The 24,737-nt window shown below is 41.5% G+C and carries 22 protein-coding genes and 2 pseudogenes; 15 read left to right on the top strand and 9 right to left on the bottom strand.

The window, feature by feature from the left end; genetic code table 11:
- Nucleotides 1–2: 2 nt before the first annotated feature.
- The 7 genes from KUG37_RS00120 (at nucleotide 3) to rplS (ending at nucleotide 7,250) form a co-directional block, all read left to right on the top strand.
- Complete coding sequence (locus KUG37_RS00120; RefSeq protein ID WP_216940058.1) at nucleotides 3–4,001, top strand: pilus assembly protein PilY; 3,999 nt, start codon at nucleotides 3–5, stop codon at nucleotides 3,999–4,001.
- Nucleotides 4,002–4,010: 9 nt separating this feature from the next.
- Nucleotides 4,011–4,472, top strand: a complete 462-nt coding sequence (locus KUG37_RS00115; protein ID WP_216937170.1) for a type IV pilin protein — start codon at nucleotides 4,011–4,013, stop codon at nucleotides 4,470–4,472.
- Nucleotides 4,466–4,954 (top strand): type IV pilin protein, encoded by a 489-nt coding sequence (locus KUG37_RS00110; RefSeq protein WP_216937172.1) that lies wholly within the window; start codon nucleotides 4,466–4,468, stop codon nucleotides 4,952–4,954. Before KUG37_RS00115 ends, KUG37_RS00110 begins: the two co-directional genes overlap by 7 nt.
- Nucleotides 4,955–5,093: 139 nt before the next feature.
- Entirely contained in the window at nucleotides 5,094–5,351 is a 258-nt protein-coding gene (gene rpsP, locus KUG37_RS00105) for a 30S ribosomal protein S16 (protein WP_034587736.1), read from the top strand.
- A 27-nt stretch (nucleotides 5,352–5,378) separates the two neighbouring features.
- Nucleotides 5,379–5,927: a ribosome maturation factor RimM gene (gene rimM, locus KUG37_RS00100; protein WP_216937174.1), complete on the top strand. Its 549-nt coding sequence runs from the start codon at nucleotides 5,379–5,381 to the stop codon at nucleotides 5,925–5,927.
- Between the two features lie 28 nt (nucleotides 5,928–5,955).
- Nucleotides 5,956–6,690, top strand: a complete 735-nt coding sequence (gene trmD, locus KUG37_RS00095) for a tRNA (guanosine(37)-N1)-methyltransferase TrmD (RefSeq protein ID WP_216937176.1) — start codon at nucleotides 5,956–5,958, stop codon at nucleotides 6,688–6,690.
- A 185-nt stretch (nucleotides 6,691–6,875) separates the two neighbouring features.
- The gene (gene rplS / locus KUG37_RS00090) at nucleotides 6,876–7,250 is read left to right on the top strand and encodes a 50S ribosomal protein L19 (protein WP_216937178.1); all 375 of its coding nucleotides are present in this window, start codon (nucleotides 6,876–6,878) and stop codon (nucleotides 7,248–7,250) included.
- Between the two features lie 510 nt (nucleotides 7,251–7,760).
- On the opposite strand, the gene KUG37_RS00085 is transcribed toward rplS, so the two are convergent.
- From KUG37_RS00085 to KUG37_RS00075, 3 genes are all read right to left on the bottom strand, one after another.
- A complete protein-coding gene (locus KUG37_RS00085; RefSeq protein ID WP_216937180.1) occupies nucleotides 7,761–8,729 on the bottom strand; it encodes a triacylglycerol lipase in 969 nt (322 codons plus the stop codon).
- Between the two features lie 274 nt (nucleotides 8,730–9,003).
- On the bottom strand, nucleotides 9,004–10,014 hold the full coding sequence (locus KUG37_RS00080) for a triacylglycerol lipase (protein WP_216940057.1): 1,011 nt from the start codon (nucleotides 10,012–10,014) through the stop codon (nucleotides 9,004–9,006).
- 390 nt (nucleotides 10,015–10,404) lie between these two features.
- Nucleotides 10,405–11,433 carry a lipase secretion chaperone gene (locus KUG37_RS00075; protein WP_216940056.1) on the bottom strand — a complete coding sequence of 343 codons (1,029 nt, stop codon included), beginning with the start codon at nucleotides 11,431–11,433 and terminating at the stop codon, nucleotides 10,405–10,407.
- A 186-nt stretch (nucleotides 11,434–11,619) separates the two neighbouring features.
- On the opposite strand from KUG37_RS00075, the gene truB reads away from it, so the two are divergent.
- From truB to KUG37_RS00060, 3 genes are all read left to right on the top strand, one after another.
- Entirely contained in the window at nucleotides 11,620–12,525 is a 906-nt protein-coding gene (truB, locus tag KUG37_RS00070; protein WP_216937187.1) for a tRNA pseudouridine(55) synthase TruB, read from the top strand.
- Nucleotides 12,526–12,537: 12 nt separating this feature from the next.
- Nucleotides 12,538–13,308, top strand: coding sequence for a TSUP family transporter (locus KUG37_RS00065; protein ID WP_216937189.1), 771 nt, complete (start codon nucleotides 12,538–12,540; stop codon nucleotides 13,306–13,308).
- Between the two features lie 129 nt (nucleotides 13,309–13,437).
- Complete coding sequence (locus tag KUG37_RS00060) at nucleotides 13,438–13,905, top strand: hemerythrin domain-containing protein (RefSeq protein ID WP_216937191.1); 468 nt, start codon at nucleotides 13,438–13,440, stop codon at nucleotides 13,903–13,905.
- A 138-nt stretch (nucleotides 13,906–14,043) separates the two neighbouring features.
- Here the strand turns inward: KUG37_RS00060 and KUG37_RS00055 are convergent, their stop codons facing one another.
- The gene (locus KUG37_RS00055; RefSeq protein WP_216940055.1) at nucleotides 14,044–14,922 is read right to left on the bottom strand and encodes a DMT family transporter; all 879 of its coding nucleotides are present in this window, start codon (nucleotides 14,920–14,922) and stop codon (nucleotides 14,044–14,046) included.
- A 309-nt stretch (nucleotides 14,923–15,231) separates the two neighbouring features.
- On the opposite strand from KUG37_RS00055, the gene KUG37_RS00050 reads away from it, so the two are divergent.
- Nucleotides 15,232–16,371, top strand: coding sequence for a hypothetical protein (locus KUG37_RS00050; RefSeq protein WP_216940054.1), 1,140 nt, complete (start codon nucleotides 15,232–15,234; stop codon nucleotides 16,369–16,371).
- A 55-nt stretch (nucleotides 16,372–16,426) separates the two neighbouring features.
- Here the strand turns inward: KUG37_RS00050 and KUG37_RS00045 are convergent, their stop codons facing one another.
- Entirely contained in the window at nucleotides 16,427–17,293 is an 867-nt protein-coding gene (locus tag KUG37_RS00045) for an EamA family transporter (protein ID WP_216937197.1), read from the bottom strand.
- A gap of 125 nt (nucleotides 17,294–17,418) precedes the next feature.
- Nucleotides 17,419–18,651, bottom strand: coding sequence for a phosphoglycerate dehydrogenase (gene serA, locus KUG37_RS00040; protein ID WP_216937199.1), 1,233 nt, complete (start codon nucleotides 18,649–18,651; stop codon nucleotides 17,419–17,421).
- Between the two features lie 354 nt (nucleotides 18,652–19,005).
- Here serA and KUG37_RS00035 point away from each other — a divergent pair, with 354 nt between their 5' ends.
- From KUG37_RS00035 to KUG37_RS00020, 4 genes are all read left to right on the top strand, one after another.
- A complete protein-coding gene (locus tag KUG37_RS00035; RefSeq protein WP_216940053.1) occupies nucleotides 19,006–20,415 on the top strand; it encodes an FAD-binding oxidoreductase in 1,410 nt (469 codons plus the stop codon).
- A gap of 140 nt (nucleotides 20,416–20,555) precedes the next feature.
- The gene (locus tag KUG37_RS00030) at nucleotides 20,556–20,933 is read left to right on the top strand and encodes a hypothetical protein (RefSeq protein WP_216937203.1); all 378 of its coding nucleotides are present in this window, start codon (nucleotides 20,556–20,558) and stop codon (nucleotides 20,931–20,933) included.
- Nucleotides 20,934–21,013: 80 nt separating this feature from the next.
- Entirely contained in the window at nucleotides 21,014–22,495 is a 1,482-nt protein-coding gene (locus KUG37_RS00025) for an AbiH family protein (protein ID WP_216940051.1), read from the top strand.
- Between the two features lie 93 nt (nucleotides 22,496–22,588).
- Nucleotides 22,589–23,818, top strand: coding sequence for an MFS transporter (locus KUG37_RS00020; RefSeq protein WP_216937210.1), 1,230 nt, complete (start codon nucleotides 22,589–22,591; stop codon nucleotides 23,816–23,818).
- Between the two features lie 172 nt (nucleotides 23,819–23,990).
- On the opposite strand, the gene KUG37_RS00015 is transcribed toward KUG37_RS00020, so the two are convergent.
- The 3 genes and pseudogenes from KUG37_RS00015 to KUG37_RS00005 all read right to left on the bottom strand — a co-directional run.
- Nucleotides 23,991–24,293, bottom strand: coding sequence for a DUF3817 domain-containing protein (locus KUG37_RS00015; protein ID WP_216937206.1), 303 nt, complete (start codon nucleotides 24,291–24,293; stop codon nucleotides 23,991–23,993).
- Between the two features lie 120 nt (nucleotides 24,294–24,413).
- Nucleotides 24,414–24,614: pseudogene (locus KUG37_RS00010) on the bottom strand (hypothetical protein); the annotation flags it as partial.
- Between the two features lie 12 nt (nucleotides 24,615–24,626).
- Nucleotides 24,627–24,737, bottom strand: a pseudogene (locus KUG37_RS00005) (IS982 family transposase); the annotation flags it as partial.

Genomic DNA, 24,737 nt, shown 5'->3' with positions numbered 1-24,737 from the left:
AGATGAAAGCGATACAAAATAAAACTCAGATTTCTTGTCGTCGTAAATTACTTACTGCCAGTATTGCTGCACTATCTACTATGATGGTGGCAAGTACGACGACACAGGCTAGTGATATCGAAATTTATCAGCAGGCACGTTCAGGTACTGTTACCTTGATGATGTTATTTGATATTTCCGGAAGTATGGGGGCGCCGCAATTAATTGGTGATGCTAGCGCTTGTGATATTCCCACAGGTGCAAGTGTGTATAGCTCTGATACTAGAGCTTCTAATACAACACCAAGTTACACAAGATATTTCTGTACAGTTGCGGAAACAAAAACCTATAAATATCGTTCTTGGAGAAACTCTGGATCGGGCGCTCATAACCGATGGCAAAAATGTAATAATAATGCTGAAAACAGATCTAATTGTTCTTGGGGTAGTACTTTAAATTCCAAGCCTTCAGAGTTGACTAGTAGTCTACTTATGGAATCATCTGGTAGTTATACCTATTATTTTGAAGGGTATATTCGTGAATATCCAGACCGAATTACTCGAGTCAAAGATGCTATGTTTGATTTGCTAACAGGCAATGAGGGAAATCAGATTCAGGCAATCTCAGATGATAAAATTATTGGCTTGTCAGCCTACTCTTTTAATGGTACAGGTAGTAATGGATATATATTGGTGCCAGCACGGCGTTTAGATGAAGATGTCAAAATTAATGGAATAACAAAAAAACAGCGTGCCTGGTTACTAGAGGCTGTAGCGACCAAATTATATGCTCGTGGTGGTACTCCAACAGCAAATGCTTATGCTGAAGCTGCTGCATACATGATGGGTACTAAAACATTTAATGATGCCGAGTTGTATAGTGGAGCTACTGGCAAGCAGGTCTTCTTTACTTATAATGATGGAGGTCTGAAATATACTCAATGTATGAGCTGGGATACAAATGGTGTATGTAATTACTGGCCTTCAACAAGTCACACTAATACAGCAGCACGAGATTTTGACTTCTTACCTATTGATTTAACTAAATATACAGCATCCTCATGTACAGTAGGAGTTAAAGGTAGTTCTACAGGCAGTACCTCTAATAAAACAGGTACTTGTTATGTCTATACAGGACCAATTGTTCGTGATAGCTCACTTGAAAATGGTTTTAACTACTCAATAAGTTCAGCTAAAGTTAGTAATGCTACTAAATACGAGATGCCCTCATCTCTGAGTCAAACTCCCGAAGAAAAACAGTGTAGTGGACAAGGGATTTATGTGCTGACGGATGGTGAACCAAGTGGTCAGTCCAGTGAACGAAAAGCGATGCGAAATGCACTAAACGATTCAAATTTCAGTTGTACTGAGAGTGCAACTGGAACTGACTGCGTTTTAAAGTTTAGTAATCGTTTATTAACAGATAATCCAAGTACAGTTCAAATTAAAACCGCAGTTGTAGGTTTTGGTAATTCCTTTAATGATATCCAATCATTTGATCGCAATAAAACACGTGAACAAAATTTAGCTGCATTGGGTTCTATCAATACAGCAACTAAAAGAGCTGCGGAATGGGGAATTCGTGGAGGTGGTGGCTGGTATTCAGGTTCAAGTTCGAAAGATGTTGTAGATAGTGTCAATCACTTTATTAATGATTTAACCACAGAAATTCCTTCAGTTACCACGGGTTCGCCAACCATTCCTAAGGATGCATTAAATCCGGCTGTGCTACAGGATGATGCTTATTATCAACAATTTCAGCCAACGCCAGATAAAACATTCCAATTATGGGCAGGTAACTTAAAGAAATATTTAGTAGATGAAAATGGGGTATTAAAAGGCAAGAATGGAAGTAAGATTGTCGATGATGATGGAAAAATTATTGATAATTTTGATTATTGGGCTGAGTCGATAACATCAGATAATGCTGACATGGATGAGAACACTCTAGGAAGTACTAAATTTGCTTTACGTGGTGGATTCTGGTCTAAATTGGCTCTAAGAACAGATCCATTAAATAATCCAGGTACTGGAACGATAAAGCGTAAAGTTTTTACTGATCGTAAATATTCTTCTGGCTCTGATGGAGATTCTATATTTTCTGGAATTTCTAGTGGTGATTTAAGACAAGTTAAGCCTACTGATTTGACTGATAATGTGTACAAGTATGACCAGTATAGAGGATATTTAATACGATCATTAGGATATAACATTGATGCAGCAAATCCGCCAACCAATCTGAATGCTTTGATTTTAGAGCCAGAATTTCGTCAAACTGGTGCGGTGATGCATTCATATCCACTTATGTTAACAAATAAAGGCAAACTTGCTTTCAATACAACAGACAAGAGAATGGATTCAACAGATCGCGAAGACTACATCTTGTTTGGTACAACACAAGGTATGTTGCATGTGGTGAAAGCTGGAGAGTCTGGTAAAGCTGGTGGAGGTGAAGAAGTATTTACATTTATACCAAATGAGATGCTAGAAAAACAAAGAAAGGCTCTTGATGTACCTGAAGCAACTAATGGTGGGATGAATAATCTGTTTTATGGTATAGATGGACCTTGGACTGCATATACTGAGTATGTTATTGATGATTCAGGAAATCTAACTGTTGGAACCGGTAAAGGTAGTCAAAAGGGAGTACAGGATGTGTATGGTGGTTTGCGTATGGGGGGCAAAAGTTACTATGCGTTGAACCTTCAGAATATCAATAATCCTAAACTTAAGTTTCATATAGATCCATCTGGAAGTTGTAGTAATTCGAACCCCTTGGGTTGTATGGGACAAAGCTGGTCCAAACCAACTATTGGCTTCGTGACTTGGGCTGGAAAGCGTACACGCGTAATGTTTGTTGGTGGTGGTTATGATATGGAATATGAAAATCCAGCATATAACCAAACTAACAAAATTGGTGCGGGTGTATATATGTTTGCAGCTGAAGATATAGGCACGACCAAAGCAGGAGATTTATTGTGGTGGGGCAGTGTTAATGCAACGTCGAGTGCAAATACGACAACCAGTGGTGTAGTTGGTACTCACCATGCAGAAATGCAATATAGTGTAGTGAGTGAAATTCGCAGTGTAGATCGTAATGGCGATGATCTTATAGATCATATCTATTTTGGTGATCTCGGTGGGCAAATTTTCCGTGTGGATTTTGATAATACACAATCTACAATTGGTAAGGTTGTAAAAGCCCCAGTTCGTCTATTTGATGGTCATGCGAGTGGAGGCAAAAGCCCTCGTTTTTATGATATGCCAGCTTTTTCACTCTATAGTGATAATGGCAATATTTTTGGACTAATTTCTCAAGGCAGTGGTAACCGTAGTAAACCATTATTTGCAAATAGTAGTTATGAATATGATGCAATTTATAATATTTATGATAAAGATGTATCCCGCAAAAATTTATTCGGTGCGACATCCTGGAAAACTAAAGATATTGAAGTTCCAGAATTAGCTAAGCTTACCGATGATGATCGTAAGAATGATAACAGGATTAAAGCACCTGCTAGTTCTGAGGGTTGGTACTATGAATTCACTAACTGTCTAACAGGACATGGTGATTGCGATGATTATACCAAGCAGACGGAAAAAGTTTTTGGAACCCCAGTTGCTTTAAATAATAAATTATTTGTTTCAACATTTGATGCAAGTAAAGATGGTCTATCTGGTGACTGTGGTGCAGGCGTAAAAGGTGCAAGTTTGATGACAACTTTCTGCTTGCCTTATGGTCAATGTAAGAGTACTGATCCTACAGGATTAGGACGTTCATTTATTGGTGCAGGTATTCACACCATTACTGTCGGCAATGACAATAAAAAAGGCAGTGGGACCGGTGGTGGTTCTGGCGGGGGAGCTGGTGGGGGCTCAGGTGATGAACACCCAACAAGTGCTTCAAATTACTGTATTTCAACTGGTGGGCGTATGACCATTACAGTTACAGGAGCAGGTGGTGCAAGCGAAGAAACGCAAATGTGCTTAATTCCTCAGCGCTGGTACCAGAAATTTCATTAAGGTGAGTTTATGAATAAAACGAATAAATTCGCTGAACGAGGTTTTACCCTAATAGAACTTATGGTAGTAGTGGTAATTGTGGCAATTTTTGCTGCAATTGCTATTCCTAGTTATCAGAATTATGTTCGGCGTGCACAGGCATCTCAAGTTCAGCAAGAGTTGCAAAGATTAGCTAGTGAATTGTCCAAGTGGAAATCTAGGAATTTCAGTTATCAGGGGTTTAATTTAACGCCACAAACTATAAGAAATTATACTATTGAAATCAAAGATGGAACTGATACTACTCTTAAACTAGACGATATGAATGGTAGTGAGTATAAGGCTGCTGGGCAGCAATGGGTAATCAAAGCACTTCATTCAGATGGAACAAATGTATCCTTTTTGCAAACAAGCACCGGTCTGAAATGTAAGAATAAAACAAAGGCAAATATTACATACAGCAGTTGTGGCACAGGAGGTGAAGAATGGTGATTAAAAATCGACAGACAGGTTTTACGTTGATTGAGCTAATGATTGTTGTTGCTATTATTGGTATTCTGGCTGGAATTGCCTATCCTTCCTATCAAGAACATGTGCGTAAAACAAAAAGAACTGAGATGCAAGCAAGTATGCAGCAGATCGCTTCCCACATACAGCGTTATAAGATTGCAAACTTTAAGGTAAAAGGTGCGGTTGCAAATGATTTTGGGATTAAAGCAGCCTATCCTGAGCAAGAAACTCCTCTTTATACAGTGGCTGTAAAATGGATTGACACAGATGGTATTGTAAAAGATACGACACCTTTAGGTTCTGAAAGATGGGTCTTGATCGCAACGCCAATTTCGACTTCAATGCAATATCGTGATGGGCATATTAGTTTGAATTTTAAAGGCGAACGCTGCTGGACTAAAGGTACAGATGATTCTGGTACAGCATGTATACCATCAGCCACCTCCAACTGGGACGGTCGCTAAATTCAAAATTATAGCCAACCCACTTTTTAATCTTTCATTCAGGGTAAACTTCGCGTAAAATGTTGCCCTCTATGAAAGGGGTTTGAAATGTGCCGGTGGTCGGTGCAGGGATAATCCGTAAAAACTATAAGGTTCTATCATGGTTGTAATTCGTCTTGCACGCGGTGGTGCTAAAAAACGTCCGTTCTATCAAGTTGTTGTAACTGATAGCCGCAATGCGCGTGACGGTCGTTTCATCGAACGTATTGGTTTCTTCAACCCTACAGCTCAAGGTAAAGCAGAAAAACTTCGTTTAGATGCTGACCGTTTTGCTCACTGGGTAGCACAAGGTGCTCAACCTTCTGAACGTGTTGCTTCTTTAGCTGCTCAAGCTAAGAAAGCTGCAGCTGCTGCATAATTTTAAGAATTAGGTAGTAGTTAGCCCATGACACCAACACAGAATGTTCCCGAAGATCGTATTCAGATTGGACAGTTGCGTTCAGCATATGGATTAAATGGGTGGCTCTGGGTCTATTCCAATACAGAACCCATGAGCAACATATTTGACTATCTGCCTTGGTACATTGAGACCAAGGACGGATGGCAAATTGTCGATGTAAAACGCTGGAAGCCACATGGTAAAGGCTTGGTTGTTTCGCTGAAAGGTGTGGTTGATCGCACTGGAGCGGATAGCTTGGTTGGCACCAATGTTTGGATTTCTAAAACGCAAATTCCGAAAGCAGGAATGGACGAGTTTTATTGGTCGGATTTAAAAGGTCTAACAGTGTTAGGTTTGGATGATGCTGAACAAGAAGTTAATCTCGGTAAAATCCATGAAATGTTTGAGACAGGTGCTAACGATGTGATGGTGGTTCACGCAACACCAGACAGCGTTGATGCTGAAGAGCGCATGATTCCATGGCATAAAGATGTGGTGCAACGCGTTGATCTTGAAGCTGGTCGTATCTATGTCAATTGGGGCGTAGACTACTAAGAATTTTTCGGAAATAAGGGAGTCTGCGATGTTTTTTGCAGTCATTACGCTTTTTCCTGAAATGTTTGAAGCGATTACAGCCTATGGGATTAGCGGGCGCGCAGCAAAACGTGAATTGATGCAGATTCATTGCATCAACCCTCGCGATTATGCGACGGGCAACTATAAACGCGTGGATGAACGTCCATTCGGTGGTGGTCCGGGTATGGTGATGATGGCTGAGCCTCTGGCAAAAGCAATCCAGCATGCCAAAGAGCTTGCAACGCAAGCAGGTGCTGTTCAGGTTCCTGTGGTGTATATGTCACCACAAGGAAAGACCTTAAATGAAACTGCAGTACAGGACTTTGTCAAATATGATGGAATCATTGTACTGTGCGGACGTTATGAAGGTGTCGATGAACGTTTGATCCAGCAATATGTTGATCAGGAATGGTCAATTGGGGATTACGTGTTATCGGGTGGTGAACTGCCTGCGATGGTTTTATTAGACAGTATTATCCGGAGACTTCCGGGTGCCATGTCTGATGAACAGTCACACGTGCAAGACTCATTTGTGGATGGTCTTCTAGATTGCCCACAATATACCAAGCCAGATCATTTTGAAGGATTGGACGTACCTGAGATTTTAAAATCCGGGCATCATGCCAATATTGAAAAATGGCGGTTTTTGCAGCGATATCAGCGTACACTTGAACGCCGCCCAGAGTTGGTGGAAAAAGTCGAACTGACCAAGCAGCAGAAAAAATGGCTAAAAGATTTGTAAGGCATGGATGAGTAATTATTTCTGTCTTCAAGCCAGTACTTAAAATTATTTAAGTATTCTTTAATAGGCTCTTTATGGTTGAGATGGTCAACCCTAAAGGGAAAGATAATCGGGTGTATGCGCTTTAGCCTCTATACCCAGCGATGATCAGACCTCTTCTGACTCGCACATATTGGAGATACCCCATGAGCGGTAAGCATCCTTTAGTTCAAGTAATTGAAAACGCACAATTGAAACAAGACATCCCTGCTTTTGCACCAGGTGATACAGTTATTGTTCAAGTTAAAGTAAAAGAAGGCGACCGTGAACGTTTACAGGCGTTTGAAGGCGTTGTAATTGCTAAGAAAAACCGTGGTCTGAACTCTGCGTTCACAGTACGTAAAATTTCTAGCGGCATTGGCGTTGAGCGTGTATTCCAAACTCATTCTCCAATCGTTGCTGGTATCGAAGTGAAACGTCGTGGTGACGTTCGTCGTGCTAAACTTTACTACCTACGTGAATTGTCTGGTAAAGCTGCACGTATTCGTGAAAAATTACCAGCTCGTAAAACTAAAGCTTAATTTTAAGTTTTATACGAGTGAAAAAATGCGCCTTTGGGCGCATTTTTTGTGCCTGCTTTTATTTAGCTTTATTCGAAATGTTCCTGCAAAGGCAAGATCATAGCATCCAAAATATCCAAGAAAATTTTATGAATAAACATCAGGAATAATACAAAATATCCCCAAGACTGGAATCCTGTATTAAAAAGTTGAATGCAAATAAAACATTGTGTGATAGCCAGTAAAATACTGATCCATACATTTGCGATAATATGTCGATCACAGGAGGGGCAATAATAAGGCTCATATTTTTTAAATTGAAAAGGATTAATGACTTTTCGTTTGCAGCAGGGGCAGGTTCTTTTAAATTTGTTTTTGATTTCTATAGAACGTATCTGCATTTATTTTATTTCACAGTTCTTTTTTTAGATTTTATGTATATTTTATATACAGTTTGGGCATGATTAACAAGTAAATTTTAAGAAAAATAAGATAGAAAAAGCCTCTGGATGAATAGAGGCTTGTATAGCTTTATAAGCCTTGCAGCTTCAATCGATTGGCATGCTGACGATAAACATCGACCGGATCAGGCGCAAAGATATTTTTCAGGCCTAGGACCATATTGACTTCATCCAGATGGTTCCAGTTGTAGTTATCACGAATGGTTTTACCGAATTTGGCACTACAGCGAGAGACCAGACCATCATTGTCCTTGCCGCCATTAATCAGCAGACTGGTAACTTTGAGGGCAGAATCAGGATCGAGAATATTGGTGACTATGCCCACACCGGTAAATGAATAATGATGAACACCGCCGTCTTTAGCCTTACCTTCACCACAGGCGGTGGTCGGCATACCCAGCGGATATTTCTGGTTAAATTTAGCAGATCCCGCCAGTGTCAGGCTGCTACCACCTGCCAGAGAATCATGCGGGAAACTGTTCGGATTCAGACCTTGTGCCCAGGTGATGGCTTTAGATACCAGATTGATGCCCCCCACTAAAGGGCCCTGTATCGGTGTGCCTTCTGCCTGAAGAATCAGGTCTGCAACCGGAGAACCTTTATGGGGTGCGCCCACTGAAGTCAGAGAGGCGACCAGTGTAGGCGCTACTCCTGCGACATAACGAATGGTAGGACCGCCATGTGAATGACCAATCAGATTAACTTTAGCTGCACCTGTAATCGCCTGAATTTCTTTCACTTGCTGTAAAAGCTGTTCACCACGGATTTCGGACGAGTTGAAAGGCGAAACGCGTGTTGCCCAGACATTGCCGCCATTACGCGCCAGATCCGGTAAAATCTGATACCAGTAATCCAGTCCAAACTGGTCGGTACCGATCCGGATAAAACCTGCCATACCATGTGCAAATACAATTGGATATTGGGTCTTGGCATATTGTGAACTGGCTTTCGCTGTAACCTGACTGGCTTGGGTGGATGCCTGAGTGCTAAGGCATGTACCTGCCAGCAGCAGACCGGTGATTAATGCTCCGAATTTCATTATATTTTCCTCACTTTTTGTTGTTTTAACCGGATAGATCCTCATCCGGTTCCGCAAAGTCCCCTTATGCAGCAGGAACTCGGTTTTCTAAGCTTTTGTAGTCAAAAACGATGGTTCATGATTAAAAAGATAAGGGCCAGCCAATAGAGCAACTCGCAGCAAAAAGCTCAAGGGATAAATTGTTGTTTTTATTGCAGCTTCCAGCTCACTGACAGGTCAAATAAAAAAGAATCAAAAAAAGCCTATATTTCAGCTGAAATACAGGCGTCTTGCGTTATAAGCCCTGTAATTTGAGTCGGTTGGCATGCTGGCGGTAGAGGGCGACCGGATCTGGGGCAAACATACCCTTCAGACCAAACATCATATTGGCCATATCCGTATGATTGAGTTTGTACTGGTCATTAATGACCTTGCCCATGAAAGCACTACAACGTGACACCATGCCATCATTGTCTTTATTGCCATAAGACAAAGGACCGAGCTGCATCAGAATCGTATCAATATCCAGTGCGTTGGTGGCTTGGGCTACACCCGTCCAGGAATAATAATGAATGCCTTTGCTATCTTTCTGTTTTAAGTTTTTATTGCAGTTTTCTGTGGAAGCCAATACACCATCTTTCACCACCTGCTGTGCTACTGTGGCATTAAAAGTTTTTGAACCGGTCTGGCTCAGGGATTTCATGGAAGCATCAAAATCAATTTCCAGTTCAGGCTTAAACTGACCCAGTGCAATCAATGGCCCAATAATATAATCACCTAAAATATTGAAAGCGGTACGGGTCAGACTATTATTTTGGATATCATCTGCGACTTTAGAACCGTGGTAAGTTCCTGCAACGCCGGTAATAGAGGCGATATACTGCGGTTGGGTCGCTGCGACATACAGTACCGTCGGCCCACCATGAGAATGACCAATCAAATTCAGTTTGGACTTGCCGGTAATTGCCAGAACATCTTCAACCTGCTGGATCAGTTGCTCACCGCGATGCGCCGTGGTATTGGCCGGAGACAATTGCGCAGCAAAGACAGTTGAGCCGTTACGTGCCATATCCGGCAGAATCTGATACCAGTAATCCAGCCCGATGCTATCGGTCCCAATGCGTGACCAGCCTAGCCAGCCATGCACCATCAAGATCGGGTATTGAGTCTTGGCATAGTCGGACCTGGTTTTTTCGATGACTTGTGTTGCACTTGCTGCTGCCTGAGTCTGTGTAGAAAAGCTTAATCCTAGAGTTGTTGCTAACGCTACAGTCATAAACTGTGCTGTCTTGCTAAAAGTACGCATAACTGTCCCTTTTTAATTTTATCGTTATTCAAGCAATCATTGCTTTGTGTAAAGTGCTGTAAGCCACAAAATCAGACGATGAAAATACAGTTTCGGCCTTCAGTGGCTGAGCAATTTTTCTTTTTAAGAAGGGTATTTTTTTCATTTCAAGGCATTTAGACCATGTCATTTCAGGACATGCAGGACAGGAGGTTTTTACATTGTAAGTATATGTTTTATCTACATATGTATTTAAATCACAACTATCTGAAATACAAAAGACTCATGCAGGTTATTTTGTGTAAATAAGAAATATTTGGAAACAACTCTAAGGAGTCGTTTTAAGAACAACTATTAAGTCGTGAATCTTGGAGTCATAAAAAAGCCATCAACAGGTGATGGCTTTTGGGCTTAATCCGCGAAGGGGAGCTTGGCCCCCTGATCATGGACCTGTTCAAAGGTTTCTACCCGCAGCTGTTCTTGCGGAGTATTGAAATGCTTGCTTCGAAGCTGGGCAATGGCTTGCTGCTTGGCGGTGACAGACATGCCGGATTGTGCCACCTGATCCCGTTCGGCCAGATAGCCAGTCACCCGGTTTTTCCAGTCGCTACGTTGTACGTCCAGTTTTTCCAGTCGTTGTGTTGCTTCAGGGCCAACCAGATTTATCCGCATCTGGCGGATTTCATCGCTAGAACCGCCACGGGCCTTAATATCTGCGGTGAGTTTGCGCAGATCTTCCAGTTTATTCAGCTGCTCCAGATTTTCCTGCCAGTCTTGCGGCAGTTGCTGAAATAGCGCTTTGAGTTTTTGGGCTTTTTCAGTCTCAGTCAGGCTTTTGTCTGCCAGCACGCTCATCCGGTCCAGAGTATATTCATGATAGGCATCTTCTGTACCAAACAAGCCTTCAATTTCATAACTGGAAAAGAATTGCTTGCGTAAGTTTTGGGTACTGGTGTAGATGCTCCGGTAATAGGCAGGATCTTCCTGATCAAGCCCGGTTGGTGTTGTGAGCTGGCCCAGACCTTGACGATACTGGATATAACGATCCCATAAATCCAGAATTTGGGTGAGTGCCGGTTCTTTATGAGTCTGGCGAATATAGGCTTTGAAATCCTGCTGGATTTGCTGCAGATTTTTTTCACCGAACTGGGTAATAAAATATTCAAAACAGTTGCGGGTCTGTTCATTCACGATCAGACGGTTGCTGGCATCTAGCTGCATCTGACAATTGATTTCGGTATCTTGCTGGCTGGCACTGGGGAAGGATGCATTGGCAGGACCATTGACCCTAAAGGCGGTTTGCTCTGCATTACTTTCAGTGAAAGAGGCTTTTGTGCCAGTATCCGCTTGGGTATTTTCTTTTGGAGACAGCCATAAGATCAGTGTGATGATACACAGCACCAGCACAGCCAGAATGATCCATATTTTGTATTTCTGCATATCCTATGCACCTATTTTATCGTTATTTCATTATTTTTAGATATTAAAGCTTTTAGATGATCGAGCTTTTAGAGGTTCAAGCCGGCTCAATATGCCATAAAAATCATCAGATACTATAGAAAAGTTGTAAATCATCTCGCAGGGTTTTACCATGGCGCCAATTTATAAAATGTCTGATTTTTTGCCATGAAAGCATCATCTCCTAAAATTCAGCGTCGTCATCTCAGCGGTGTCTTCCTTTTGAACAAACCTCTGGGCATCAGTTCCAATGCTGCATTGCAAAGAGTCCGCTGGTTGTATCGTGCACAAAAAGCCGGCCATACCGGTGCGCTGGATCCTCTGGCCTCCGGTTTATTGCCGGTGTGCCTGGGAGAGGCAACCAAGTTTTCGCATTATTTATTGGATTCGGTCAAGCGTTATCAGACCATTGTATTCCTCGGGCATAGCACCACCACTGGCGATGTAGAAGGCGAGGTATTACTGGGAAAAGCGGTTCCAGAACTCTCGGAAGCCTTGATTCAAGAAACACTAACCCAATTTGTTGGTGATATCCAGCAAGTACCACCGATGTATTCGGCACTGAAAAAAGAAGGCCGTCCTTTATACGAGCTGGCACGTAAAGGCATCGAAATTGAGCGTGAAGCGCGCCCGATTACTATTTTAGCAATTGAGCTTTTATCCTTTACTGAAAACAGTATTACCCTGGATATTACCTGTTCTAAAGGCACCTATATCCGGGTTTTGGGTGAAGATATCGCCAAAGCACTGGGAACCTATGGCCATCTGACTTATTTGCACCGTATCAAAACCGGTCATTTTGATTTGATTCCGAGTTATACCATTGAATATCTGGAAAGCCTGAGCGAAGCAGAGCGTGATGCCTTGTTGTTGCCAGCTTATGCTCCGGTACAGCATTTCCCGCAGGTGCAGGTGCCTGAAGGACGTGCGGAATATTTCAGTCGCGGCATGGAAAGTAATATCGAACATGAAGCAGCTGAACAGGTGCTGGTCTTTGATGGTGAGAAATGTCTGGGGCTGGCTGAAATTACCGATCGCAAACGTCTGGTACCAAAACGCGTGTTGAATCTCTAGGACAGATAAGATATGGAGATCGAGATCATCATCAGTCTCATTGTCTTTGCATTTTTTGCAGGTGCAATTGATGCTGCCGTAGGCGGTGGTGGTCTGATCCAGATTCCGGCGATTATGGGCAGCCTGCCGCATTTACAGCCTGCAACGGTCTTTGGCACCAATAAACTTGCTTCCATTTTCGGTACCGGATCTGCGGCATTTTCCTATCTGCGTCAGGTGAAACTGCCCTGGCTGCTTCTAGGTGTAATTGCAGCTTGCAGTTTTATGAGCTCTTTTATTGGAGCGGCCAGCGTTAGCCTGATTCCGGTCGAGATTCTCAAGCCTTTTGTGCTGCTCATGCTGATCGTGATTGCAATCTATACCTTGATGAAAAAACAGTTCGGCCAGGTACATACCGAACAAAAACTGAGTCGGAAAATGCTGATTCTGGCTGCTTTGGGTAGTCTGGCGATAGGCTTTTATGATGGTATCTTTGGGCCGGGTACCGGTAGTTTCTTTATTTTCTTTTTTATTCGCTATTTAAGCGTCGACTTTCTGCATGCATCGGCTTTATCGAAAATTGCCAATTTCACGACCAATCTGGCAGCGTTAAGCTTTTTTATTCCCAGCGGCAATGTGCTGTTTATGGTGGGGGCGATGATGGCGGTGGCCAATATCTGTGGTTCCTTGGTCGGAGTCCGTTTGGCATTTAAATATGGTAGTGGTTTTATCCGGCTTTTATTCCTGATTCTGGTCAGTCTGCTGATTTGTCGGATGGCATACCAGATGTTTATATTGGCCTAAACCCAATGTAAACCATTCTCGATATTAAACTTTCTTATACAAATCACTGTATAAACTGCGTCTGAACTGGCTCTGAAAATCTCCTAGAATCAATGATATGAGAAATAAAACAATTGGAGAAATATCGGAATGACCACCATTTTTGAAGCCTTAAGAGAGAGTCATGAAATTCAGCGTGACCTTGCAGAAAAACTATTACAGACTTCCGGGGACACAGCAGAACGCCGTGAGCTGTTCAAACAACTCAAGAATGAATTATTTGCCCATGAAGCTGCGGAAGACCGCTACTTCTATATTCCCTTGATGATGACGGATTCGGGCTTGAATATTACCCGTCATGCCTTGGCCGAACATCATGAAATGGACGAGATGATTGAAGAGCTGACTGCAACCGAATTGAGTAATCCGGGCTGGATTGCGATTGCCAAAAAGCTTTCCGAAAAAGTGCATCACCACTTAAAAGAAGAGGAACATGGTTTCTTCCAGCAGGCAGGTAAAATTCTGGGAGAAGAGCAAAAGACCGCTTTAGCAGTGCAGTACAAGGATGAATATCAGCGTTATAAAGAGATGAAAAAAGATATGCTGGTACAAAGCTAAACTTTAAATTCAAATCGAATAAATGAAAAAGATGGCTATAATGCCATCTTTTTTTATCCTGCTTCATTCTTCAATATATTTCTCCTTAAGGGAGAAAGCGAAAACATTTAGGCAGTTGCTCAGATTTTAATTCAGGCTTTATGCATTCCGCTCTGCCGATCCTTGACGTGCGGCACGTACTGTTACACCGACAGATGCCAGCATGATACAAACCAGAGCAACAGCTTGCAGTAAGCTAATTTTCTCGCCCAATAACAGAAAACCGGTCAGTGCAGCCAAGGCGGGCGACAAGCTGGACAAGGTGCCATAGCTGGTCTTGTTTAAGTGCTGCAAGGCTTTTAAGTCCAGTGCGTAGGGAATCGCTGTGGCCAGAACCGCAATGACAACGGCTTTACCCCAATGTTGCGTCTCAATCAATGCGGGCGCGTTGTTGTAGAGACCAATCGGCAGCAGACACAAAGCCGAGATACTGATGGCAATGGTCAGCGCATGCATTCCGATATTCTGCTGAACCACACGTTGACCAAAGAAAATATACAATGCCCAGCATAAACCTGCACCTAAGGCACAGGCTGCGCCCAACAGGTCGAAATTACTGCTATTGGCCTGTCCCCATGGCACCATCAGCACGATACCCAAAATGGCCATTAATACCCAGATATAATCACTGCGATGTTTAATCGACAGCAGGGCTAGCCCCAAAGGACCAATAAATTCCAGACCGACTGCAATTCCCTGCGGTAAACGGCCAAGGGACAGATAGAATAAAATATTCATGACACCTAAAGCGGCGCTGTAGCAGAGTAAATCCCGCCATTTTAAAAAAGGCAAACGTGAAATAATTTTCCAGGAGCGGAACATGACACAGACAATGGTTGCAGCAAAACAGAGCCTTAAAATGGTCACGCTGATGGGATCCAGTACACTAAACAGCTGTTTGGCAAAAGATGCACTGATCTGGTAGGAACTCATGGACAAGACCATGAAGAATACGGCAAGGAGTTGGGCGTTTGGCATGGAAAGCTTCTACCCAGCGCGGGTGAAAATAAGAAATAGGGGCAATGAAATTATAGCAAATTGATTCATTTTTGCTGAGTAAGGCAGGGGAATATTTTAGCAAGGTGAACTTCAAGCCTGAGTCAATGAAGTCAAGTATTTGGCTCGTTAAAACACCTGAAAATTTTAAATTCAAAATTAAAATTACATGGGTGCGGTTACAAATTAATCAATTTTTAATTTGATCTTATTTCCATATTTATTAAAATATCTTAGATCCCAATTCGGGGCAGCATTAAAATAACAATGAAAATAATAAGGTAGATAATAATGAAATTAAGAATACTTTCTTGCGCCATTTTGGGCTGTATGCTTGCAGCATGTGGTGGCTCTGATAATTCTGATAATAATACACCAGTCCCTAGTCAACCGGCTCCGACCAATCCGAGCAATCCTGGAACCCCGGGTGATGGAGCATCAGACACAGTTTCGGAATTCTACAACTATCAGTTCAACTTGCCGAATACTGATGCATCAGAAATGGAGTCGAAAAAACTTCTATTAGCCAGTCATAAAAATAAAATTACTGACGGCATATTATATGCAGATGATAACAGTGCCGTTGATACCGAATATGATATTGAAACGGACATGGTTTTCCCAAATTATGTTACAACCAAAGGGGTATTTCCTGCAGATCGGACCCGTACATCATTCGGCTATAAGATGGAAAAAGTACTGGAAAATACGACAACTCAATATAAGAGCCGTCCTGTGACCATACCTGAGAACAACATCAGCAATCATCGGCATATAGCGTGGTACGACCTGTCAGGCAAAGCATTAACTGAACGTACCAATATTGCCGGGGTAAAAATGTATGAAGATACTGCGACCCGCGTGCTCTTTAATAGTGACAACACCACAGCTGCTGACCGCAAATATTATAATGAATTTGCAACCAATTTTATTGATTTGCAGAAGGCGCGCAAATTCCCGAATGGATCTAAATGTTTCCGTCTTCTGGCGGAACATCCTGAAGAAGAATATATTGAATTTAATCCGAGAGAAAAAACTCGCTATACCACACTGGCTGAATGGCAGGCACAAAGCTCTGTCCAGGAAATGGCAGAAGCTATTATAGAGGGCACCATGGCTGGCTTAAAATATAAAAAGGCCGAATATAAAGATGCTGCTATGCAATATTACAAGTATTTCGGCGCGATCGAATATCAGGGTGGAATTTATGACAGTGCATTCTCGGAACATGGTGAACATATTGATCATGACGATTATGTTGCCCAATCAAGAAAAGTTGCCTTGGACAAATTAAAGGCAGAAGATGCCAGTCTTTTAATGATCAAATGGACAGAATACGCGTATGACCAGCTTGCTTATACATGCGATGGCTATAATGTAACAGCTGCGACTGTATTAAATACGGCAATTAAAGACGCAACACCACGTTAAAATGATGTTAATAAAGCTATGTTAAATAAAGGCGCTATAGCGCCTTTATTTAAATTCAAGTTTTTTGTCTTTGTGTCGTCACAGTACAGCCAATTGAGGCACTGATAATGGTGGCCAGCGCCAGCCATTGTGTCCACAATAAAGTTTCACCCAGAAATACGAAACCCGAGAGTGCTGCGACTGCGGGTTCCAGACTCATCAAAGTACCGAAACTCAAGGCGGTTAAATTTCGCAGGGCAATCATTTCCAAGGTAAAAGGCAGGGCGCTGGCCAGCACAGCCAAAGCCACAAAATATAGCAAACTCATCGGCTCAAAAGTATGTGCTGGCATTCCTGCAAAGAGCGCAATCGGCATCAGAACCAGCATGCCGACAAACATGCCCAGACACACGGTATAATTGCCGGAAACCCCGGAAGGCTTTTGTCCAGCGACAATGTATAGCGCCCAGCAGGCACCCGCACCCAAGGCAAATAGAATTCCGACCGGATCCAGCGGCTGTGCGGCCTGATCAAAGGGAAACAGCAAGGTTAGTCCTAAAATGGCCAGTCCGACCCAGACAAAGTCGAACTTTTGCCGGGCATAAAACAGCGCCACACTTAAAGGACCAATGAATTCAAAAGAGACCGCGATGCCGAGTGGCAGGCGATTAATCGACAGATAAAACAGCAGGTTCATACCTGCCAGGGCAAGACCATAACTGATAATTGCCGACCATTTCACCTCTCTAAAATGGATTTGCCAAATTTTAAAAATCAGCGCCAAAATGATGGCACCTAAAAGCAGACGCATGGCTGAAACGGTCAGAATTGGAAACTGACCGAACAGATATTTGGCAAAGGAGCCACTGCTTTGAATACTGATCATCGCGATCAACAGAAGCAGTGGTGCTTGCACGCTGGGTGCAATTTTAAAATTCAGCATGACTAAATAGGTTTCGAGGTCTCGAATAGCGAAAGAGCAGCATAAGCTGGAAAAGGTTTAAAAGTAAAAACCTTAAAAACAAAAAACCACAGCCCAAAGCTGTGGTTTTTTTTTAAAATCTTGAATTAGAACAATACACGTGCGCGGATTGTACCTTCAACCTTAGACAGCATATCAAGTGCTTCATGAGATGCAGCAGCGTCTACATCCATGACCAGGTAACCAACATCACCTTTAGTCATCAGGGATTGACCAGAGATGTTGATGCCTTGTTCAGCAAACAGGTTGTTGATCTTGGAAAGAACACCCGGCATGTTTTTATGAATGTGCAGTAAACGGTGTTTACCTTCAGTCAATGGCAATGCAATTTCCGGGAAGTTCACTGCAGATAAGGTCATACCTTTATCTGAATAAGCCACGAATTTCTCAGCCACTTCCAGACCGATGTTGGCTTGTGCTTCCATGGTCGAACCACCCACGTGCGGAGTCAGGATCACGTTTGGAAGGTTACGCAGTGGAGAAACGAATTCTTCACCATTGGCTTTAGGCTCTTTCGGGAATACGTCTACCGCAGCACCAGCAATGTGACCAGACTTGATCGCATCTGCTAGGTCTTCAATCACGACACATGTACCACGTGCCGCATTCAGGAAGATTGAACCTTCTTTCATTTGCGCAAACTGTTCTTTGCCAAAGAAATTACGGGTAGATGGCAGATCCGGAACGTGTAGAGTAACCACATCTGCATTGGCAAGTAATTCGCCCATAGAGCCGACTTGACGTGCATTACCTAAAGGTAGTTTTGTCACTGCATCATAGTAGGTTACTTTCATGCCTAGGCTTTCAGCCAGTACAGAAAGTTGTGAACCGATTGAACCGTAACCTACGATACCTAAAGTTTTACCACGTGTTTCGAATGAACCGACAGCCGATTTGTTCCAGCCACCTGCATGTGTATCTGTTGATTTTTCAGGTACACGGCGCAGAAGAAGAATAGTTTCTGCCAATACCAGCTCAGCGACCGAACGTGTATTTGAATACGGTGCATTAAATACAGGAATACCGCGACGCATTGCAGCATCAAGATTGACCTGATTGGTACCGATACAGAAACAACCTACTGCAATCAGTTTGTTCGCAGCTTCAAATACTTCTTCAGTCAATTGAGTACGGGAACGAATACCGACGAAGTGCGCATCTTTAATCGCTTCTTTCAGTGCTTCGCCTTCGAGCGCTGTTTTACGATAGTCGATGTTGGTATATCCAGCTGCATTCAATGTGTCTATTGCGTTCTGGTGAACGCCTTCTAACAATAGAAAACGGATTTTATCTTTAGGTAGAGATAGATGTTGGCTCATTACGGCTCCGCTACAAAGGCCAAATTTAGTCGCGGTATAATAGCACAGGAAAAGCGCACTTATACATTTCCTTGATGACGGCAATATCAGCTATTTTTGCAAGTGATAGTGGTGAAAATGATAGATATGGTTGATTTAAATATTCATTTTAAAAGGTGTATTATCAAAATTGTCATTTTTTAAAGGAATCCCCTAAAAATAGCTTATAATATTGCGCCATGCTGTTTAAGCTCCCAATTTTGGTGCTTTAATCATCATGTTTCGCCTGATTTGTGTACAGGTTTTTATGCCTAAAAAATATGCAAATAAACCAGCGAAGTCTCTCTTGTTTAAATCATGCTAGGTCTGCAAACGATGAATGCTCCAGTCGCTTTAACCCCTGAGTTATTGACCCAATTGACTGCAATTGTGGGTGAAAACCGTATTAAAACTGATACGGACAGCCTCCAGAATTGGGGTCGCGATCATACTAAGCACTTTGATCCAAGCCCATCGGTCATCGTTTTCCCATCCACCACTGAACAGGTTCAAGCGATTGTGAAGCTTGCCAATCAGTTCAATGTTGCAGTAACGCCATCCGGCGGTCGTACTGGTCTTTCTGCAGGTGCGGTTGCAGCCAATGGCGAAATCGTAGTCAGCATGGACAAGATGAACCAGATTCTGGAATTCTTCCCGGCAGACCGTATGGTGCGTGTTCAAGCGGGTGTGGTGACTGAACAGCTTCAGAACTACGCAGAACAGCAGGGTATGTATTATCCGGTTGACTTTGCTTCTGCAGGCTCAAGTCAGATTGGCGGAAACATCGGTACCAATGCCGGCGGTATTAAAGTAATCAAATACGGCATGACCCGTAACTGGGTACTTGGCCTGACTGTAGTGACAGGTAAAGGTGATGTTCTGCGCCTGAACAAGGGCATGATCAAGAATGCAACCGGTTATGCGCTTCAACACCTGTTCATTGGTGGTGAGGGTACACTGGGTCTGGTCACTGAAGCTGAAATCAAGCTGGAACGTCAACCGCAAGACCTGCAAGTGATGGTACTGGGTGTAACTGATTTTGATGCAGTCATGCCAGTGCTGCATGCATTCCAGGCGAAAATTGATTTAACTGCATTCGAGTTCTTTGGTGAACTGGCAATGCAAAAAGTATTGGCCAATGGTCATGTACAGCGTCCATTTGAAACGGAATGTCCATTCTATGTCTTGCTTGAATTTGAAGCGCCGTTTGAGCCGATTATGGACAAGGCGATGGGAATTTTTGAGCACTGCATGGAGCAGGGTTGGGTCCTGGACGGCGTAATGAGCCAGAGCCTGGATCAGGTCGAAAGCTTATGGCGTTTACGTGAAGATATTTCTGAGTCAATCGCGCCATTTATTCCATACAAAAATGACATCTCGGTACTGATCACTCATGTACCTGCATTTATTAAAGAAATTGATGCAATTGTGTCAGATAATTACCCTGACTTCGAAATCTGCTGGTTTGGTCATATCGGTGACGGTAACCTGCACTTGAACGTCCTGAAACCAGCGGACTTAAGCAAAGATGAATTCTTCGCAAAATGTCAGGTGGTGAACAAGTACGTATTTGACACCGTGAAAAAATATGATGGTTCAATTTCTGCAGAACATGGTGTGGGTATGACCAAAAAGCCATACCTTGAATATACGCGTTCAGCTGAAGAAATCGAGTATATGAAAGCCCTGAAAAAAGTGTTCGATCCAAACGGCATCATGAACCCGGGTAAATTATTCGATCTTTAATCTGGTTGAATTTATAAAAGCGCATCGAAAGGTGCGCTTTTTTATTGCTGTGTAAATGAGGTTACAGAGTCTAAATAGCATTCAGCTGCAAAGCCCGGCATGATGAATCGGTATAATAAAGATAATCTGGGTTAAGCAATATGTTACGGATATTGGCAGTTACAGTTTTAGGTCTGGGTATGATGATGTCGGGTTGTACGACCACCCAGCAGGTGATTGCAAAAGTGCAGTCTTCTTCAGATACACCTTTGGATCAGGTTCTTAAGATGAGGCCTGATTTGCGTAATGAGCTGGCAACAGTTGAGATTCGTCAGTTTTTTAATAATGTAGAGTCGCCGACCGTTGGGCAGGTAAAAGTGACTGAAACAGGTTTGATGGATGATTCGGTTAGATCAGTTCAGACCATTTATCATTTCAAAAAAGAAGATAAGAAATGGAAAATACAAGAGACTGAAAAGTCATATCGCTGTATGCGTGGAGCAAATACCAAGACTTTCCAGAAAGCTGTCTGCCCATAATAGTATTTGATCTTTAGACAGATTTTGGTTAAAAGCGTATCTAGAGGATGCGCTTTTTTTGCTTTTGGGGGATAAGAATAATGAATATTTTGATTGTGGGAAATGGATTTGATTTATCGCATTATTTACCGACAAAGTATGATCATTTTATGGATGTGATGAATGCAATCGAGACCAAGGATACGGGCGGTCTACCAAAGAACTTACATGAAAAGAAAATTCAAGAATGGATACGGTTACTTGAGCAAACTTTTGATAAAAAAGTCGAAGCTGAGACAGATAAAAAATTTATGAGCTTTGAACAGCTTTTTGCTGGCAATAGAGATCCAGATTTTATCGCTAAAACAAAGGAATTTTATTTAACAGAAAATATTAATTTAAGTAAAAAAGATGTTATTCAGCTGCAATATAGATTGGCATTAAATTGTTGGTATGAGTTTTTTAAAGATCATGTAAAAGAAGTAAGAACTTGGATTGATTTTGAAAATAAAATTGATGAGGCATTGAGAGTAGTTGCAAGATTTATTGAGAATATAGAAGAAAAAATAGAAAAAGCTGCAGGTTTTTCTACTGAAGTTTATTTCTCTGGAGACAGTAATGAATGGCAAATTTTTTTGACCAGAGAAAACTGTAATATTCTAGAAAAATTAGGAATCTTAGAGTCTGGCTACTTTATTGATGAAACAGATAATGATGAATATGGACGTACCTATACAAATATACATAAGGTTAATGATTCAGATATTGGAGATTTTCGATTCTATATAAAAGGTGAAAATATCCAATTTTTATTGGGTTATAAGAAATTCAACAGTGATATCTTAATAAGTAATTTAGTAAAAAAATTAGAAGAATTTATAAAAATATTTAATTTATATTTAGACTTGATAGTTAATAAAATTAATTCGAATAACAATATTCAAATTTCCTCAAATGACTGGACTAATCCAGATAAAATTTATTCATTTAACTATACTAATACATATCAACGTATCTATGATTCGGTTGACGTTGATTACTTACATGGGAGTCATGGAGAGTTTCAAAATATAGTTTTAGGGATCTCACAGTTAGAAGATGAATCGCTTAAAAAGCTAAAAGCGTACGGTTTCACCAAATATCATCAAAAATTATTTAAAGATACTCATTATTTATTTTTAGATGGATATAAAAGAAAGTTGAAAGAGACTTTAGAAAAATACAAAAAACATAAAAGTCATAATTATCCAAACAATCAAATTGAACAAGAACGAGAAGAGCATTTTTTAAAGATAATGAAGTTAGATTTAAATTTTAATATTTGGGGTCATTCATTAGATGTTTCAGACAAAGATTACATCATTGATTTATTTAGCCTAAATGATGAGATAGATCGAAATGTAAGAGTAACAGTCTACTATTTTGATAGATTGGCCAAATTTTCTTTACTTAATAATCTTTTAGCAATTTTGGGCAAAGAAAAAGTAGAACATTGGATGAAAAACAAATGGCTTCAATTTAAACAAAATCCTGAAATAAAGTTTCAGACTGAAGAAAGAGCAGAGTTAGAGGACGTATCCTAAAACTATTCAGAATTAAATCTGCTAAAATTCCTTCTTTCTATTTTAGACAAAGTTCAGTCTGTTAAAACGGGCAGAATGACAATAAAAACTCCCATGCAAAACACCCAAACCCAAAAACTGACCCGTGCCACACTAATGTTTCCGCTGGCATTGGTCCTGTTTGAATTTTCCGTCTATATCTGTAATGACCTGATTCAGCCGGCCATGCTGGCGATTACCCGCGACTTTGGCGTAAGCAGTTCATGGGCACCCTCTTCCATGTCCTTTTTTCTGTTGGGAGGAGCATTTGTCGCTGCGATCTTAGGGCCATTGTCTGATCGTCTAGGGCGTCGAAAAGTTCTGCTCGGGGGCGTGGCATTTTTTACAATTTGCTGTCTGGCTATTTTATTGACACCCAATATCGAAAGCTTCTTGTTTGTACGCTTCTTGCAGGGTTTTGGCTTGTCCTTTATTACCGCCGTTGGTTATGCGGCTATTCAGGAAAGCTTTGAAGAACGAGATGCCATCAAAGTCATGGCACTCATGGCCAATGTCTCCTTACTGGCACCCTTGCTCGGGCCGGTATTGGGCGCTTTTATGATTGATCATATCTCTTGGCAATGGGGCTTTATCGGGATTGCATTTCTGTCATTTCTAAGCTGGTTTGGTCTCAACGCCAAAATGCCGAATACCAAGATCAGTATTCCAAAAAGACCCGTTAGCTATATTCTGGATGACTTTAAACAGGTCTTAAAGAATAAACGCTTTGTGATTATGACCATTGCATTGCCTTTGGTCAGTTTACCTCTGATGCTGTGGATTGCTTTGTCACCTGTGATTCTGGTGGAGCAGTTTGGCTTTAGCAGTGTGCAATATGGTCTGGCACAATTTCCAGTACTGGGTGGCTTGATTGCAGGTAATCTGATTCTGCTTAAAATTATCGATAAAATGCCCTTAGGGAAAACGGTACTCTTGGGCGTACCGATGATGCTATTTGGTACCGGCTTATTAATGTTCGGCTTATTTATTCCGGATTATTTTGTGCATTGCCTGATTATCGGCACCACCTGTATCAGTCTGGGGGAAGGGCTTAGTTTCTCGGTACTGTATCGTTTTGCACTGATGTCTTCCGAAGTGTCTAAAGGCACGGTGGCTGCGACGGTTTCGATTATCCTGATGCTGAGCTTTTTTGTGGTAATTGAAGCAGTACGAATAGCTTATGAAGCCTATGATATTTGGGCCTATTGCCTCGCATCCTTCATCTTGATTGCTTCGTGGTTTACTTTGCCGCACCTAAGCTTAAAGCAGATTATTTCAGAGCGGAAAGCGAGAGGGGAGTTTTAATTTTTTACTTAAAGAATGTTTTCTAACAAAAAAACTTTAGCTCTCCCTGACCCTCTCCTAAAAGGAGAGGGAATTTTCATTAAATTTAATAGTTTTAGAATTAATAATGAAGAATAGATAGATATTGAAAGTCCTCTCTCCCTATGGGGAGAGAGTTAGAGAGAGGGATTAATCAAGCCTCTTCAGCTACTGGCTGCTCTAGTTTTTTCAATTTCAGGTCAAATATAAACGGACCAAATGGCAGGATTGAAGCGATCAAGCCCATGATAAACATGCTCAGTGACCATTTCTGTTTTTCACACACTGCGAATAACACCACTAAAAACAATATAAAGAGTACGCCATGCCCCATACCGACATATTTCACTAAAATCGGATTATCCATCATATATTTCACTGGCATCGCGATAAATAAAAGTAGCAGAAATGAAATCCCTTCAAACAAACCGACCAGACGTAAAGTTTTGATGTTCATGATGCATACTGATTTAGCTAAATTAATCCTGAGTGTACCTAATATTATTTAAATATTGAATCTTTAAAATTTAAATATATTCAATACTTTTAATGGCTTATAACCAAGTAAAGCAGTTGGTTATTTAATCTCGGCACCTAATAATTCATGTCGTAATTTTAATAATTCCGGTAAGGTTTCCAGCAATAAACTGATCTGTTTCAACACCAAAAGCAGATGTGCAGACAGATTTTCCTGGGTACTTAAACGCTGGATTTCATTCCGTTTCTGCTGGATACTTCGTTCATCTAAGGGCTGTTGTTGCAACATTACCTTACTTAACCTGAATCCTGCTTAAGCCGATGATTTCATAATTTGAATTTTTGGCTTATTTCGATGGGTTAATTGATATGCACATAGCGAAGCATAAATTCCGCTGAGAAATCCATGAAGACTACGTGCTTT

The organism is Acinetobacter sp. BY419 (assembly GCF_019038395.1).
In the GTDB taxonomy this organism is placed as follows: Bacteria; Pseudomonadota; Gammaproteobacteria; order Pseudomonadales; family Moraxellaceae; genus Acinetobacter.
This window is presented reverse-complemented; position numbering and strand designations above follow the sequence as displayed.

What these genes read in the sequence shown, in the direction of transcription:
- KUG37_RS00080 (WP_216940057.1), bottom strand. Translation starts at nt 10,014, where the DNA reads ATGCGTACTTTTAGCAAGACAGCACAGTTTATGACTGTAGCGTTAGCA.
- KUG37_RS00035 (WP_216940053.1), top strand. Translation starts at nt 19,006, where the DNA reads ATGAATGCTCCAGTCGCTTTAACCCCTGAGTTATTGACCCAATTGACT.
- KUG37_RS00110 (WP_216937172.1), top strand. Translation starts at nt 4,466, where the DNA reads ATGGTGATTAAAAATCGACAGACAGGTTTTACGTTGATTGAGCTAATG.
- KUG37_RS00055 (WP_216940055.1), bottom strand. Translation starts at nt 14,922, where the DNA reads ATGCCAAACGCCCAACTCCTTGCCGTATTCTTCATGGTCTTGTCCATG.
- KUG37_RS00075 (WP_216940056.1), bottom strand. Translation starts at nt 11,433, where the DNA reads ATGCAGAAATACAAAATATGGATCATTCTGGCTGTGCTGGTGCTGTGT.
- serA (WP_216937199.1), bottom strand. Translation starts at nt 18,651, where the DNA reads ATGAGCCAACATCTATCTCTACCTAAAGATAAAATCCGTTTTCTATTG.
- KUG37_RS00065 (WP_216937189.1), top strand. Translation starts at nt 12,538, where the DNA reads ATGGAGATCGAGATCATCATCAGTCTCATTGTCTTTGCATTTTTTGCA.
- KUG37_RS00050 (WP_216940054.1), top strand. Translation starts at nt 15,232, where the DNA reads ATGAAATTAAGAATACTTTCTTGCGCCATTTTGGGCTGTATGCTTGCA.
- KUG37_RS00015 (WP_216937206.1), bottom strand. Translation starts at nt 24,293, where the DNA reads ATGAACATCAAAACTTTACGTCTGGTCGGTTTGTTTGAAGGGATTTCA.
- KUG37_RS00030 (WP_216937203.1), top strand. Translation starts at nt 20,556, where the DNA reads ATGTTACGGATATTGGCAGTTACAGTTTTAGGTCTGGGTATGATGATG.
- rplS (WP_216937178.1), top strand. Translation starts at nt 6,876, where the DNA reads ATGAGCGGTAAGCATCCTTTAGTTCAAGTAATTGAAAACGCACAATTG.
- trmD (WP_216937176.1), top strand. Translation starts at nt 5,956, where the DNA reads ATGTTTTTTGCAGTCATTACGCTTTTTCCTGAAATGTTTGAAGCGATT.
- KUG37_RS00085 (WP_216937180.1), bottom strand. Translation starts at nt 8,729, where the DNA reads ATGAAATTCGGAGCATTAATCACCGGTCTGCTGCTGGCAGGTACATGC.
- KUG37_RS00025 (WP_216940051.1), top strand. Translation starts at nt 21,014, where the DNA reads ATGAATATTTTGATTGTGGGAAATGGATTTGATTTATCGCATTATTTA.
- rpsP (WP_034587736.1), top strand. Translation starts at nt 5,094, where the DNA reads ATGGTTGTAATTCGTCTTGCACGCGGTGGTGCTAAAAAACGTCCGTTC.
- KUG37_RS00045 (WP_216937197.1), bottom strand. Translation starts at nt 17,293, where the DNA reads ATGCTGAATTTTAAAATTGCACCCAGCGTGCAAGCACCACTGCTTCTG.
- rimM (WP_216937174.1), top strand. Translation starts at nt 5,379, where the DNA reads ATGACACCAACACAGAATGTTCCCGAAGATCGTATTCAGATTGGACAG.
- KUG37_RS00020 (WP_216937210.1), top strand. Translation starts at nt 22,589, where the DNA reads ATGCAAAACACCCAAACCCAAAAACTGACCCGTGCCACACTAATGTTT.
- KUG37_RS00120 (WP_216940058.1), top strand. Translation starts at nt 3, where the DNA reads ATGAAAGCGATACAAAATAAAACTCAGATTTCTTGTCGTCGTAAATTA.
- KUG37_RS00060 (WP_216937191.1), top strand. Translation starts at nt 13,438, where the DNA reads ATGACCACCATTTTTGAAGCCTTAAGAGAGAGTCATGAAATTCAGCGT.
- truB (WP_216937187.1), top strand. Translation starts at nt 11,620, where the DNA reads ATGAAAGCATCATCTCCTAAAATTCAGCGTCGTCATCTCAGCGGTGTC.
- KUG37_RS00115 (WP_216937170.1), top strand. Translation starts at nt 4,011, where the DNA reads ATGAATAAAACGAATAAATTCGCTGAACGAGGTTTTACCCTAATAGAA.